The organism is Streptomyces sp. NPDC006207, assembly GCF_040613835.1.
In the GTDB taxonomy this organism is placed as follows: domain Bacteria; phylum Actinomycetota; class Actinomycetes; order Streptomycetales; family Streptomycetaceae; genus Actinacidiphila.
This window is the reverse complement of sequence record NZ_JBEXSX010000039.1, coordinates 30,480-44,160: the sequence shown is the minus strand read 5'-3', so window position 1 is coordinate 44,160 and position 13,681 is coordinate 30,480. Positions and strand designations below refer to the sequence as shown.

Here is a 13,681-nt window from a genome sequence, read left to right as displayed (position 1 = left end):
AGGAGAGGGACCGATGCACGGCAGCCCGCACATCGTCAGCGACGTGATGACCCGTTCCGTCGTCGCCGTCGGCCGGGACGCCTCGTTCAAGGAGATCGTCACGACCATGGAGCGGTGGAAGGTCAGTGCACTCCCCGTGCTGGAGGGCGAGGGTCGGGTAGTCGGCCTGGTGTCCGAGGCCGACCTGCTGCCCAAGGAGGAGTACCGCGACAGCGCTCCCTCCCGCAACGAGCAGATGCGGCGCCTGCCGGATCTGTGCAAGGCCGGCGCCACCACCGCCGACGAGCTGATGAGCGCCCCCGCCGTGTGCGTGCACGCCGACGCCACACTGGCCCAGGCGGCGCGCGCCATGGCGTTCCGGAACGTCAAGCGGCTGCCGGTCATCGACGCCGAGGGCATGCTGTGCGGCATCGTCAGCCGTGGCGACCTGCTGAAGGTCTTCCTGCGTCCGGACGAGGAGATCGCCGAGGAGGTCAACCGCGAGATCGCCGGGTACCTCTTCCCCGGCGAGCCCTCACCGGTACGGGCACGCGTCGAGGGGGGCGTCGTCCACTTCTCCGGCGCGCCGGGAGACCCGTCGCTGGTCCCTGTGGCGTCACGGTTCGCCCGAGCCGTGGAGGGCGTCGTCGACGCCGTGTGGGACTGAAGCACACCGGAAGCACCCCGGGCGTTGGGGGTGATCATGCCCGCCGGTGGCCCCACGAGGGTTCCACTTCTGCCCACTCCCGCTCCCATGCCGCCGCCCGATGACGGTCGATCCGCAGCCGGACGGCCCAGCGTCCTGCCAGGACCAGCCCGCACGCGCCGGTGGCGGCGAAGACACCGAACACCTGGCCCTGCACCTGCGCCTGCACCGGTGTGAGCGGTGGTTCCCTGATCTCGTCGTGCCGGTCCACCCGGACGGGTGTGGTGGACCCCGTCCGGCTGTTCGGCTCCACGCGAGCGCTGCCGACGTGCGCGACACCGTCCGGTGCGGTCCACCGCACGGTGGCCCGCACCGTACCGGGGGACCCCGTGTAGGAGTTCTCCACCGCGTCCGCCGCGTCCTCGGTGAGGACTGCCGTCACCTGGCGCATGCCGTCACCTTGGTGCAGCGCGTCGTGCTCCACGGCGACCGCGGAGGCGACCCCCGCGGCGGGACCACCGACGGCCATCAGGACCGCCGCCGCCACTCCCGTCCACGCCTCCGCGACATCCGTTCCGCGTCGCATCGAATTGCGCCGCCACCGCCAGAACATCACCCGACCGCTCATGGCCACGCCCCTTTCCCTGCGGCGACGGTCGCACGGAGGCGGGGTTGAGGAGCAGGGGCCGAAGAGGCCGCCCGGGTGGGCCGGGCAGGCCGTTCTCACCGGCTGCCGGGTCCGTTCGGCCCTGTCTCAGGAGCCGCCGGTGGGCGACGATCGTAAGGGTCCGACCCGCACGCGGCAGTGCGCGGTCTCTCAGATCCTCGGGACCAAGGACGTGAGCAGCATGGCACCGAATCCGTATCCGGCCGCCCCTGGTGACATGGGGCGCCGTGTGGCGAAGCGGCGTGACGAGTTGGGTCTGACCCGTGAGGAAGTCGCGGCCCGGGCCGGCATGGCCACCAGTTACCTGCGGTTCATCGAGGAGCAGTCCACGGCCGCTCCCGGTCCGGGAACGCTGGGAACGCTCGCGGCCGCCCTGGACACCACGGTCGTGGCGCTCAACGGAGGGGAGGCCGACCTTCCGCCCGGCCGCCTCGGGCGCGCCTCATCGCACGCACGCCTGGTGGAGCTCTCCCCCGAGGAATGCTGGTCGCGCCTGGACGGCCACGGCGTGGGCCGGATCGCAGTGACCGCTCCCGGCCGCGAGGCCATCCTGCCCGTGAACTACAGCGTGGTCGACGGTTCCGTCGTCTTCAGGACCGCCCCCGGTTCCGGGCCGGCCGAGGTCACCGGAACGGAGGTCGTCTTCGAGGTGGACCACGTGGACGAGGCGCTCAGCCAGGGCTGGAGCGTCCTGGTACGGGGCCCGGCCAGGCGCGTCGAGGACCCGGAGGCCGTGCGGCACCTCGCCCGGCGGGCGTACAGCGGCCCGTGGCCGGGCGACGACGACCGCAGCGAGTGGGTGCGGATCGACGCGGCCGCGATCACCGGCCGGCGCATCGACGTCCCCTGACGGGCCCGCCCCGTTCCGATGGGTCCGTTCGGCCCTGGCGCGCCCGGCCCTGGTGGGTGAGGATCACCGGGACACGGGACGTCAGGGCAGCGACACACGGCAGGGGGCCGGCATGACCGGTGCAGAGGAGTTCTCACCGCGGGCGCCGATCAGGGTGTTCCTGGTCGACGACCACGAGGTGGTACGGCGGGGCGTGCACGACCTCCTCGACGCCGAACCCGACATCGAGGTCGTCGGGGAGGCCGGCACGGTCGGCCACGCACTGGCGCGGGGACCGGCCCTGCGGCCGGACGTGGCGATCCTCGACGTGCGTCTCCCGGACGGCGACGGCATCGGTGTCTGCCGGGAGCTGCGCTCGCGCATGCCGGAACTGGCCTGTCTGATGCTGACGTCCTTTGACGACGACGACGCCCTGCTGGACGCGATCATGGCGGGCGCCGCCGGCTACGTGTTGAAGCAGATCAAGGGCTCCGACCTGGTCTCCGCCGTCAGGACCGTGGCCTCGGGCCAGTCGATGCTCGACCCGGCGACCACCGCCCGGTTGATGAGCAGCCTGCGCCACCAGGAAGAACCGGCGAGTCCGCAGGACGAGACCCTCGCCACGCTCACTCCGCGCGAGCGGGAGATCCTGGAACTGATCGGCGAGGGCCTGACGAACCGGCAGATCGGCAAGCGGCTGTTCCTGTCGGAGAAGACGGTCAAGAACCACATCTCCCGGATGCTGGCCAAGCTCGGCGTCGAGCGCCGCATCCAGGCCGCCGTGCTCGCCACCCAGCACCAGACCGGGGGCGGCGGGGACGCCGAGTCACGACGCTGAGATGGTGCCGCGTGGCTCGTGCCTCAGGGACGAGCGGCCCCTCCCCCGCGAGCACGGCGGGGCGGAACCTGGAGCCAGGTTCCGGGCCGGGAGGAGACCACCATGATGCCGACGACCCTCGACGGCGCGACGTTGGAGAAGCTCATTTCCGCCGCCGTCGCCGCGCCGTCCTTCCACAACAGCCAGCCGTGGCGATTCCGCCTGGAGCCGGACACCGCCACGGTCCTGGTCCGTGCCGCGGGTGAGCGCGGGCTGCGTGAGGCCGACCCGCTGGGCCGGGCGCTGCACGTGTCCGTCGGTGCGGCGGTGTTCAACCTGCGGGTCGCGGTGGCCCACTTCGGCTGGGAGCCCGTCGTCAGGCTGCTGCCGGCCCCGGCGCAGCCGGACCTGCTGGCTTCGGTACGGCTGGCCGGACCGTCCCGCAGCGGTGGGGAGCACCGTGCGGACCTGTACCAGGCGTTGTGGCGCCGGCACAGCAGCCGCGCTCCCTTCTCGGCGCACCGGCCCCCGGGGCCGGTCCTCGCCGAACTGGCGGACGCCGCCCACTCGGAGGGGGCGAAACTGTACGTGCCGGACGCCGGCGAGACCCAGCGAATACTGCGGCTGACCTCGGAGGCGGAGCAGCGGGGTGTGACCGACCCCGCGCGCCGTACCGAGAGCCGGGGCTGGATCAGCGAAGGTGCTCGGGACGGCCTGACGCCGGTGGCCCTGGGCCCGCGGGACGCCGCAGGGCGGCTGCCGATGCGGGACTTCTCCGCGCTGGGTCCGCAGAATCAGCTGCCGGCCGCGGTATTCGAGCAGCAGCCGCTGATCGCGGTGCTGTCCACCGCCCACGACCGGCGTGCGGACTGGCTGCGGGCAGGCCAGGCGTTGGAGCACGTCCTTCTGGTGGCCACCGCGCACCGGGTGCGGGCGTCGCTGCTGCACCAGGCACTGGAGTGGCCCGACCTGCGTTGGGCGCTGCGCAGCGCGGAAAGCGGGCCGGGACACGTCCAGATGCTCGTCCGGCTCGGGTACGGCCCTCAGGACCCGGCAAGCCCGCGCATGTCGGCGACGGAGGTCATGGAGGGACATCACGCGCCGGCTCCGGGCCGAGCGGCACCTTCCACTCCAGGTGCGTCCCCCCGGACGGCCTCGTCCGGACGGTGAACGACCCGCCGAGCTTCTCGGCCCGCCTGGCGAGATTCGTCAGACCGCTGCGGCGGCCGCCTTCGGGCAGCCCCACCCCGTCGTCGGTCACGGCAAGTGCCAGGATGCCGGAGCCGACCACCAGGGCGACCTCAGCCGAACCGGCGTGTGCGTGCCGTGCCACATTCGACAGTGCCTCACCCAGCACCGCGACGACCTCGTCGGCCACTGGGGCCGGAACATCGGTGTCGATGAGGCCCTCCATCCGCAGTGCCGGGGTGAACCCGAGCGCGGGCACGGCCTCCTCGACCCCCTTCGCAGTGCGCACCCGCAGACCATGCCGGGTCGAGGTCGTTTCGTGGACACGGAGGCCGAAGATCGTCGAGCGGATGATCTTGATGGTTTCGTCCAGGTCGTCCACTGCGCGCAGCAGGCGCTCGCTCGCCTGGGGGTGGTCGACGAAACGCGCCGCGCTCTGCAGGGTCATGCCGGTGGCGAACAACCGCTGGATGGCCAGGTCGTGCAGGTCCCGGGCGATACGGTCGCGGTCCTCGAGCTGTGCCATCTGCTCTGCGGCACGGCGTCGCTCGGCCAGTTCCATGGCGAGGGCGGCCGATCCGGCGAACGCCAGCAGCAACTCCGTCTCGGTCTCGGTGAACACCGGCTGCCCTTCTGCGCGGGCCAGCAACAGCGCGCCGCGCACCCCCTGCGGGGCGCTCATCGGGACGGCCACCGCAGGGCCGAGCCCGGCGAACCGGGGCGGGCCGGCCGTGATGCGCGGATCGTGCTCCACGTCCGGGCTGGTGATCGGTTCGGTGGCCTCCATGGCGGCGCCCGCGAAGGACCCCTGCCGGGGGAGGGTGAGTCCACGGTGGAGGTCCGCGTCGGTGCCGGTGGCGATCGCCACCTCCACGTCCGTCGTGCCGTCGACCGGCAGCGCGACCACCCCGAGATCCGCGCCGGTGATGCTGCGTGCGCGCTCCACGATCAGCTCCAGGATGCGGGACTCGTCCACCCCCGACAGGAGACTGGCGGTGACCTCCGCGTTCGCCTCCAGCCACCGCTGCTTCGACCGGGCTTCCTGGTAGAGCCGTGCGTTGTCGACGGCGACGCCCGCGGCGACGGCGAGGGTGGACAACACGGTCTCGTCCTCGTCGTCGAACTCCTTGGCGCCGCGCTTCTCCGTCAGGTACAGGTTGCCGAACACTTCGTCACGGACGCGGATCGGCACCCCGAGGAACGAGTGCATCGGCGGGTGGTCGACCGGGAATCCGTACGAGGCCGGATGGTGGGAGAGCTCGCGCAGGCGCAGCGGTTCGGGGTGCCGGATCAGTTCGCCGAGGATGCCGTGGCCCGACGGCAGGGGACCGATCGCCTCGATCTGCTCGTCCGAGACCCCGACGGTCAGGAACTGCGCGAGCTTCGCGTCGTCGCCGATCACGCCCAGCGCCCCGTACTCGGCGTCCACCAGCACCACTGCCGCCTCCACGATCCGCCGCAGCACCTGCGGCAGGTCCAGCTCCCGCCCGACCGACAGCACCGCCTCCAGCAGGCTGTGCACGCGGTCCCGCGTCCCCCGGACCGCGTCGATGCGTGTCTGCAGTTCGTCCAGCAGCTCGTCGAGCCTCAGCCGGGGCAGGCGCTCCGCGCCCTCGCTGCCGTCCATCCCCACGGATCCTCCATCCGGCACAGCAGGCAGGTGACCAGCTTCAAGATAGCCGGATCGGGGCGACTTCGAACGTCCCTCCACCGGCGTTCCGCCGTTGCGACCGGCGCGGTGGCCGGGGGGCGTCGCCCACGGCCCCGGCTCCCGCAGGGGACCTGTCGCGCCCACTCGGTCCTCGACCGACGAGCCGGCCGCCGTCGACGGCTCGGCCGCCTCGCCGCGGGGCCCGGCACGTCAAGCGCGTGGGCGTGCTGCGCCTCCATGATCCGGGGGCGGCCAACACTGAGGCGCTCGGCATCCGTTTCCCGCTGCGCGGCATTCGCGCGCCGGCCCCGCCGCTGACTGCCCATGTCCGCGAACCGTTCAGCGCACACGGTCTGGTGCACCAACTGGTCGCTGCAGAAGGGACGTTCGGCCCCATGCCCACGGGCCTTCGGCCCACGGCGCCGCACCTCCGCCACGCAGGACAGTGAACACGCAACGAAATCCACCAGGTTCACGCTCCGCCCGGATCGGAAGGGATCAGCACCATGGCCATCCAAGGACACCCCCAGCGGCACACGGGGTTCCGCCTCCCCGCACGGCGCAGGACCGGCACAGGCACCGCCCCGTCCGGCGAGGCTGCTGCCACGTCGGCAACGTCCGCCACGTCCGCGCGCGTGTACGTCCTCGCCGGACTGCGCGTCCTGACCGGGTTCGTCTTCCTGTGGGCCTTCCTCGACAAGACCTTCGGTCTCGGCTACGCCACCGGCTCCGGCAAGGGCTGGATCGACGGCGGCTCGCCGACCAAGGGGTTCCTCAGCGGCGTCGCCGCGGGTCCCTTGCAGTCCACCTTCCACGCCTGGGCCGGCGCCGCCTGGGCGGACTGGCTGTTCATGCTGGGCCTGCTGGGCGTCGGCGTCGCGGTCATGAGCGGTGTGGCGCTGCGGATCTCCGCCGTGGCCGGCACCGCGATGATGGCCCTGATGTGGGTCGCCGAGTGGCCTCCGGCCCGGCACCTGGCCGACGGGTCGCCCAGCATGTCGACCAACCCCTTCGCCGACTACCACCTCGTGTACGCGGTCGTGCTGATCGCCCTTGCCGCCGCCTCCGCGGGCACCACCTGGGGCCTGGGCCGCGTCTGGGCCCGGCTGCCCGTCGTCCGCGACCACGCCTGGCTGCGCTGACGCCCGGCGCGACGCTCAGCACCGGCCCGGGGAGCTCGGCTCCCCGGGCCCCGACGGCTTGCGCGAGAGATCAGGAGAAGCGCCATGGCCGGACGCGCTGCGCGGCACCCTGGGCGTCAGCACCGCCCCGATCGTCCCGCGACGTCATCGGCGGGCCCCGCCTCCTGCATCGTCGACGCCCCTTCGACGCAGGTCCGCGGCGACCTGGTGAAGGTCCTCGGCCGGAACGACAACAAGTTGGGTCCACTGCAACCGACTGCCGACCTCACCGAATGCGTCGCCACCCGCCCGTGACCCACGGCCTCGCACTGTGGGCCGACCGGTCCCCCGCGGGGACCACCGGCCGGGCATCGCGGGGACGGTAGGAGCACAGGCCCAGCAGCAACCTCGTCCCTTTTGCGGCAAGGAGGTCACGTCATGGCGCGTTGTGTCATCGCAGGTGTGGACGGCTCCCCCGAGAGCCTGGCGGCCGCCGACTGGGCGGCCAGGGAGGCGGAAATGCGCGACCTGCCGCTGCGGCTGCTCCACGCCTGGGAGTGGCAGCCCTACGCCAACGCACCCCTGACCGGGCCGGTCGCCATGCGCTCCTGGGCCGCAGGCGTTCCCAGGGACGCGGCCCGGGCCCTGCGGGAGCGGTATCCGACGCTGGAGGTCATCTCCGAGGAGTCCGCCGGGCAGCCGGTGGCGGTCCTCGCGGCCGCCGCCGGTGAATCCGAGGTGCTCGTGCTCGGTTCCCGCGGCCTGCACGGCATCACCGGCTTCCTCGTCGGCTCTGTGGCGCTCGCGGTCATCGCCACGGTGCGCCGCCCCGTCGTCCTGGTCAGGGCCGCCAAGACGGTGGAGGACGAGCACCTTCCGGACGCCGACGGACTGGCATCGGCCGACACCCCGTACCGGGACGTCGTCCTCGGACTCGACCTGGACCGGCCCCACGACGACCTGCTCGCCTTCGCCTTCGAGGCCGCAGCCCGCCGGGCCGCGCCCCTGCGGGTCATCCACGGCTGGACCCTGCCGGCCAACATCCACGGCTCGGGCGTCGTGCTGCCCGACCTGATCAAGGCCTCGGCAGCCGAACGCGACACCGCGCTGACCGAGGCCCTACGTCCCTGGCAGTCGAAGTACCCGGAAGTGGACGTCCACGCCCACCAGGTCATCGGCCGGCCCGCCGACCACTTGGTGGACGCCTCCGGCCAAGCCTGCCTGGTCGTGGTCGGTCGCCGCATCCGCCGGTCCACGGTCGGCAGCCACATCGGCCCGGTCACCCACGCCGTCCTGCACCACAGCGCCGCGCCCGTGGCCGTCGTCGCCCACCCCTGACCCCGCGCTCGGACGTCACCGGACCCGCGCTACTCCTGCGTAGATCCCACTGTCCTCGGGGGACGGCGCCGGGGACGTTCTGAACCACTCCGGGGCCGTCACCAGGCCGGGGGCGACCAGGTCCAGGCCGTCGAAGAATCGGGCGACTTCCGGGTGCGAACGGAAGCCGAGGCGGATGCCGCCCTTGGCGTACTCGGCGGTGACCTGTTCGGCGAGCTCCGGGAAGAGATCGGACGCGGCGTGGGACAGGACGAGGTAACTGCCCGGCGGCAGCGCGGCCAGCAGGGGGCGCACGATGCCGTGGGCGTCCTGCTCGCCGGGGACGAAGTGCAGCAGGGCGATGAGCGAGAGCGCGACGGGGCGTGTGAAGTCCAGGACGCCCCGCGCGTGCTCGACGATCTCCTCCGGCCGCCGGACGTCGGCCTCAAAAAAGTCCGTGACGCCCTCGGGACGGCCCGCCAGCAGCGCCTGCGCGTGGTGCAGCACGAGGGGGTCGTTGTCCGTGTAGACGACCTTCGCCGCCGGTGTCACGCGCTGGACGATCTGGTGCAGGTTGGGTTCGGTGGGGATGCCCGAGCCGATGTCGAGGAACTGGTCGACGCCCTGGGCGGCGAGCCAGGCGGCGGCCCGTTGCATGAACTGCCGGTTCTGCCGGGCCGCGTCACGCGCCTCGGGCGGCAGCTTCTCGCCGACGGCCTCGTCGACGGGGTAGTTGTCCTTGCCGCCCAGCAGCCAGTCGTACACGCGCGCCGGGTGGGCCCTGCTGGTGTCGATCCGCGGTGAGTGGGGGGTGGTGCCGGTCGTCATGACGGACTCCATCGCCGAGGGGGGGTCGGACGTGCTGTCGATCACGGCAGTCTCGCACACCATGTCCCAGGCCAGCATGGGGAGTTGGCTGAGGTCACGGCCGCGTCCCCACGGCTTTGGTGTCACAAATGGCGACATCTTCGGGCGCTCCCGAATTCACGGCAAAACGGTGGGAGCATTCATTCCCGCCCTCGAAACTTTCGGGGAAAGCGGGGCCCCGGCCGCACCGCCGCTCGAGTTCTTTTGTTTCCGGTCGGTAAATTTCGCGGACCCTCCCCCGGGCTCTTAACCCGCAGGTCACCGGGGTCTCCTGAGGGCACCTCACCCGGCCGCCATGACCAGGTCCATCCGACCCGAAAACAGAGAACGCTACATTCCGATAGCCTCAGGTTCAAGCTCTTTACACGCCCTCTTCAGTGGTGATCGAATTCGTGCAATCATCCACGCTGGAGGGCAATGTGAGACCCCCTTCTACCCGAAGATATGCGGCGGCCGTGGCTGCTGCCGTTGTCGTCGCTCTCGTCACCCCTGGAGCGGCGAACAGCGTTCCTCCCTCCCCGTCGGCCCCGGCGACACCCGCAACCGCCGAGGCACAACGCACGTCCGCACGGGTCACGTTGGTCACCGGTGACAAGGTGACGGTGACCCAGGGGCCGAAAGGCACCGCGCCCGCGGTGGAGGTCGAGCGCGCGCCGGGGGCCACGGGCTCGGTGCGCGTCGCGACCGAGGGCGGGGACACCTACGTGTTCCCCGACGAGGCGGTGGCGTACATCGCGAAGGGGCTGCTCGACAAGCAACTCTTCAACGTCACGCAGCTGATCGCCCAGGGTTACGACGACGCGCACCTCAGCGCGCTCCCCCTGATCGTCACCCGCACCGAGGGCTCCGCCACCCTCACGTCCCGCTCCTCGGCGCTGCCGGGGGCCGAGACCACGCGCAGCCTTCCCTCGGTCCGCGGCGAGGCGGTCCGCACCCGGCGGTCGAAGACGGCGGCTTTCTGGTCGGCCCTCACCGGCACCGCGCGGGCCGACGCCGAACGGGCCGCGGCCGCACCGCGGTTCACCGCCGGCGTCGACAAGGTGTGGCTCGACGGCAAGGCGAAGGCGACGCTCGCCGACACCACGGCGCAGGTCGGGGCGCCCGCCGCCTGGGCCGCGGGAGGCACGGGAGCCGGGGTGCGGGTGGCCGTCCTCGACACCGGGGTGGACGCCACCCATCCGGACCTGGTGGACCGCGTCGTGGCGTCCCGCAGCTTCGTCCCGGACGGGAACGTCGTCGACCGGAACGGGCACGGCACCCACACGGCGTCCACCGTCGCCGGGACGGGCGCCGCCTCCGGCGGCAAGGAGCAGGGGGTCGCCCCCGGCGCCGACCTGTTGGTGGGCAAGGTCCTGGACGACACCGGATCCGGGACCATTTCGGGGATCATCGCCGGTATGGAGTGGGCGGCGCGGACCGAGCACGCCAAGGTGGTCAGCATGAGCCTGGGCGTCAGCGGCTGGCACACCCAGGACGATCCGCTGAGTCAGGCCGTCAACCGGCTGAGCGCCGAGACGGGTGCGCTCTTCGTCATCGCCGCGGGCAACGACGGGCCCGGCGCCTACAGCGTGGCAGCGCCCGGGACGGCGGACGCCGCGCTCACCGTCGGCGCGGTGGACGCGTCCGACCACGTCGCCGAGTTCTCCAGCGCGGGACCCCGGATGAACGACGACGCCATCAAGCCCGACATGACCGCCCCCGGCGTGGACGTGCTGGCGGCGCGCTCGCAGTACATGGAGTGGGGCGAGGGCTTCTACCGGGTCGACAGCGGCACTTCCATGGCCACGCCCCATGTGGCCGGGGCGGCGGTCCTCCTGGCGCAGAAGCACCCGCGGTGGACGGGCCGGCAGATCAAGGACGCCCTGATGGGCACCACCGTGCCGACCCCCGACTACAGCCCCTACCGGGCGGGCACCGGCCGGCTGAACGTGGCCGCCGCCTACAACCAGGACCAGGTCATCGCGACCGGATCGGTCGAGGCGGGGCTGGTGCGGTGGTCGCCCGGTGCGCCGCGGCAGCCGGTCAAGCGGCAGATCACCTACACCAACACCACCGACCGCCCGATCACCTTGCAGCTCTCCGTCGACCGCGGCGACTCCCCGGCGCAGGTGTTCGCGTTGTCCGGCGACCGGGTGACGGTTCCGGCGAACGGCACCGCCACCGCCGAGGTCGTGGTGAATCCGAAGGGCCTCGCGGCGGGCCAGTACGGCGCCCGGGTCACGGCACGCCACGCGGGCGGTGACGTCCACACGGCGGTCGGGGTCTCCGTGGAGTCCGAGAAGTACGACCTCACCATCCGCCTGAAGGACCGCTCGGGCCGGCCCGCGAGCGGCGAGGTCGAGGTCCGGAGCGCGGACGGCGGTTCCACCTACCTGTGGGTTCCCGACGGGTCGCTGACCAGCCGCTGGGCGCCCGGTTCCTACATGGTCGCGTCGCTGGCGGACGTGCAGGGACTCCACGGGCCCCACTCCCTCGGGCTCGCGGTGCTGACGGCACCCGAGATCGAGCTCACCGGCGACCGCTCCGTGGTGCTCGACGCCTCCCGGGCCCGCCAGGTCAAGGTGGCGACACCGCAGCCGACCAGCGTGGTGAGCAGCAGGATCGACCTGTACCGCTCCTTCACCTCCGGCACTCCGACCCCCGGCGACGGGAGCGCCCTGCGCGAGCGGATCTGGCCCTCGGCGACGTACGACAGCCTGTGGGCGCTGCCGACCAAGGACAAGGTGCGCAAGGGAAGCTTCGTCTTCACCACCAGGATCCGTGCCGAGCAGCGGCCCCTGGAGATCACCTACCGTGGCCACCGCCTCGACGACCCGCTCGTGCAGCCCGGTTCCCGGCCACTGCGGGACGGCACCTCGCGCCTGGACGCCGTCTTCGCCGGTACCGGCACGCGGGCCGCGTACGCCGGCGTGTCCGCCCGCGGCAGGGCCGTGGTGGTCCGCGACAGCGACGCCGTGACGCCGGCCGATCAGGCCGCGGCGGCGCGCGCCGCCGGTGCGGCACTGCTGCTGGTGGTCAACGACCGCGAGGGCCGCGGCAGCGACTGGTACGGCGACCCCGACAAGGTGACGACCGGGCAGCTCCCGGTCGCCTCGCTGTCCCTGGACGAAGGGGAGGCGCTGATCAAGGAGGCCACCGCGGCGGGCAGGAAGGGCGTGCGGCTGGCGGTCGAGGCGCATCCCGCGCCGACGTACCTGTACGACCTGGTCGACCAGCACCTCGGTGGGATTCCCGTGGATCCCTCCGCCAGGACGGACGCCCGCAGCCTCGCGCGCGTCGACGTCGACTTCACCCCGCCTCCCGGACGGCAGGTCACCGAGTCGCGGCTGGACTTCCCGTCGTACGACTATCCGCCGTACAACGGGTTCTCGCCCAACGCGCTCCCCGCCGAGGTGGTCGCCCCCGGGCGGCGCACCGACTGGGTCACCGCCGGCGTCACGTGGCAGCAGAACGCGGCGCTGGACGGCTGGGGCGGCTCGTCGACGGACCTGATGACCTACCGGGCGGGCAGTGTGCACAAGGACCGCTGGTTCGGGCCGATCACCCGGCCGCGCATGGTCACCTCCGACCTCCCCTACCGGGGCGAGAACGCGATGAGCGCCTACATCCAGGGGTTCGGCGACGCGGGGTCGGCGCACAGCGGCGGGTCGCGCATGTACCAGGCGATCTCCTTCTACCAGGGCGACCGGCAACTGACCCACATGGAGGGCTTCCCCTGGTTCGGCGTCGGTGACCTGGCGCCCGAGAAGCTCCCGTACCGGCTGGTCGTCGACACCAAGGGCGACACCGGGCTCAGCCCCTACTCCACCGCCACCCGCACCGAGTGGCGCTTCAGCTCCGGTGCCCCGGAGGGTGTGCAGGCCGTCCCGTTGGTGCAGTTGGACTACGGCACGGCACTGGACGCCGAGGGCCGGGCGCAGCGCAGGACGGAACTCTCGGTCTCTCCGGTGGTGCTCGGCAGCTCGGCCGCGGGGGACGCGGTCTCCTCGGTCCGGCTGGAGGTCTCCTACGACGACGGCGCGACCTGGCTGCGCCAGGGACTCAAGCAGAAGAAGGGCACCTGGCAGGCGGCTCTGAACGCGCCGCACCGGGCCGGCTACGTGTCGATCCGCGTCACCGCCGAGCAGCGCAACGGCGGCGGAGTCACCCAGACCGTCACCCGGGCCTTCGGCCTGAAGTGACACCGTGAGGGGCCGGTGCCCGGCACGACATCGTGCCGGGCACCGGCCCTTTCGCATGCCCGCCAGCGATCTTGCGTAGGGCACTCAATAAATTGCATCCCCTTCGAGCGCTCGCCACACCGACGCCGGCTCATCCGGACGCCGTTCGTAGGGCCTAACAGGGTCTATGCCGCCATGGCCCACAGACCCACGCGCGCAAACGATCCGCAAGTGACGCAAGCACGGCTCGGCCTCAACTACCCCTGAATTACAAGCTGTTGACAAACCCGAGACGTACGAGAAACCTAATGACGCAGTTTCCGCAAGAAGTTGACTGGCTGACTCAATTGGCGTGCATGGCCGGCTCTCACGTCGGGACGCTCCCCTTCGGTCCCCGCTTCTCCTGCTCCCCCTGCTCCCCCTGCTCCTCCTGGTTCCT

At 72.1% G+C, this 13,681-nt stretch carries 10 protein-coding genes; 7 read left to right on the top strand and 3 right to left on the bottom strand.

Features of this window, described 5'->3' with window-relative positions:
* Positions 1-13 precede the first annotated feature (13 nt).
* Positions 14-646: a CBS domain-containing protein gene (locus ABZ312_RS27790; RefSeq protein ID WP_500357984.1), complete on the top strand. Its 633-nt coding sequence runs from the start codon at positions 14-16 to the stop codon at positions 644-646.
* A 34-nt stretch (positions 647-680) separates the two neighbouring features.
* On the opposite strand, the gene ABZ312_RS27785 is transcribed toward ABZ312_RS27790, so the two are convergent.
* Complete coding sequence (locus tag ABZ312_RS27785; protein WP_500357982.1) at positions 681-1,253, bottom strand: Rv1733c family protein; 573 nt, start codon at positions 1,251-1,253, stop codon at positions 681-683.
* Between the two features lie 220 nt (positions 1,254-1,473).
* Between ABZ312_RS27785 and ABZ312_RS27780 the strand changes: the two genes are divergently transcribed.
* From ABZ312_RS27780 to ABZ312_RS27770, 3 genes are all read left to right on the top strand, one after another.
* Positions 1,474-2,142 carry a helix-turn-helix domain-containing protein gene (locus ABZ312_RS27780; RefSeq protein ID WP_500327487.1) on the top strand — a complete coding sequence of 223 codons (669 nt, stop codon included), beginning with the start codon at positions 1,474-1,476 and terminating at the stop codon, positions 2,140-2,142.
* 112 nt (positions 2,143-2,254) lie between these two features.
* Positions 2,255-2,959 (top strand): response regulator, encoded by a 705-nt coding sequence (locus tag ABZ312_RS27775; protein ID WP_500327489.1) that lies wholly within the window; start codon positions 2,255-2,257, stop codon positions 2,957-2,959.
* 102 nt (positions 2,960-3,061) lie between these two features.
* Positions 3,062-4,108, top strand: coding sequence for an Acg family FMN-binding oxidoreductase (locus tag ABZ312_RS27770; protein WP_500438991.1), 1,047 nt, complete (start codon positions 3,062-3,064; stop codon positions 4,106-4,108).
* Here ABZ312_RS27770 and ABZ312_RS27765 read toward each other — a convergent pair.
* Positions 4,020-5,753 (bottom strand): sensor histidine kinase, encoded by a 1,734-nt coding sequence (locus ABZ312_RS27765; RefSeq protein WP_500438990.1) that lies wholly within the window; start codon positions 5,751-5,753, stop codon positions 4,020-4,022. The two genes, ABZ312_RS27770 and ABZ312_RS27765, sit on opposite strands and share 89 nt — an antisense overlap.
* Before the next feature lie 530 nt (positions 5,754-6,283).
* On the opposite strand from ABZ312_RS27765, the gene ABZ312_RS27760 reads away from it, so the two are divergent.
* Both ABZ312_RS27760 and ABZ312_RS27755 read left to right on the top strand, forming a co-directional pair.
* Positions 6,284-6,919, top strand: a complete 636-nt coding sequence (locus ABZ312_RS27760; RefSeq protein WP_500438989.1) for a hypothetical protein — start codon at positions 6,284-6,286, stop codon at positions 6,917-6,919.
* Positions 6,920-7,336: 417 nt separating this feature from the next.
* Positions 7,337-8,236: a universal stress protein gene (locus ABZ312_RS27755; RefSeq protein ID WP_500438988.1), complete on the top strand. Its 900-nt coding sequence runs from the start codon at positions 7,337-7,339 to the stop codon at positions 8,234-8,236.
* Positions 8,237-8,251: 15 nt separating this feature from the next.
* On the opposite strand, the gene ABZ312_RS27750 is transcribed toward ABZ312_RS27755, so the two are convergent.
* The gene (locus ABZ312_RS27750; protein ID WP_500327504.1) at positions 8,252-9,043 is read right to left on the bottom strand and encodes an SAM-dependent methyltransferase; all 792 of its coding nucleotides are present in this window, start codon (positions 9,041-9,043) and stop codon (positions 8,252-8,254) included.
* Between the two features lie 641 nt (positions 9,044-9,684).
* Here ABZ312_RS27750 and ABZ312_RS27745 point away from each other — a divergent pair.
* Positions 9,685-13,263, top strand: coding sequence for a S8 family serine peptidase (locus ABZ312_RS27745; RefSeq protein ID WP_500438987.1), 3,579 nt, complete (start codon positions 9,685-9,687; stop codon positions 13,261-13,263).
* The last annotated feature ends 418 nt before the right edge of the window (positions 13,264-13,681 follow it).

Bases quoted from the DNA above. Each gene is read 5' to 3' on its own strand.
- ABZ312_RS27790 (WP_500357984.1), top strand. From the start codon at position 14: ATGCACGGCAGCCCGCACATCGTCAGCGACGTGATGACCCGTTCCGTC.
- ABZ312_RS27785 (WP_500357982.1), bottom strand. From the start codon at position 1,253: ATGAGCGGTCGGGTGATGTTCTGGCGGTGGCGGCGCAATTCGATGCGA.
- ABZ312_RS27780 (WP_500327487.1), top strand. From the start codon at position 1,474: ATGGCACCGAATCCGTATCCGGCCGCCCCTGGTGACATGGGGCGCCGT.
- ABZ312_RS27775 (WP_500327489.1), top strand. From the start codon at position 2,255: ATGACCGGTGCAGAGGAGTTCTCACCGCGGGCGCCGATCAGGGTGTTC.
- ABZ312_RS27770 (WP_500438991.1), top strand. From the start codon at position 3,062: ATGATGCCGACGACCCTCGACGGCGCGACGTTGGAGAAGCTCATTTCC.
- ABZ312_RS27765 (WP_500438990.1), bottom strand. From the start codon at position 5,753: ATGGACGGCAGCGAGGGCGCGGAGCGCCTGCCCCGGCTGAGGCTCGAC.
- ABZ312_RS27760 (WP_500438989.1), top strand. From the start codon at position 6,284: ATGGCCATCCAAGGACACCCCCAGCGGCACACGGGGTTCCGCCTCCCC.
- ABZ312_RS27755 (WP_500438988.1), top strand. From the start codon at position 7,337: ATGGCGCGTTGTGTCATCGCAGGTGTGGACGGCTCCCCCGAGAGCCTG.
- ABZ312_RS27750 (WP_500327504.1), bottom strand. From the start codon at position 9,043: ATGACGACCGGCACCACCCCCCACTCACCGCGGATCGACACCAGCAGG.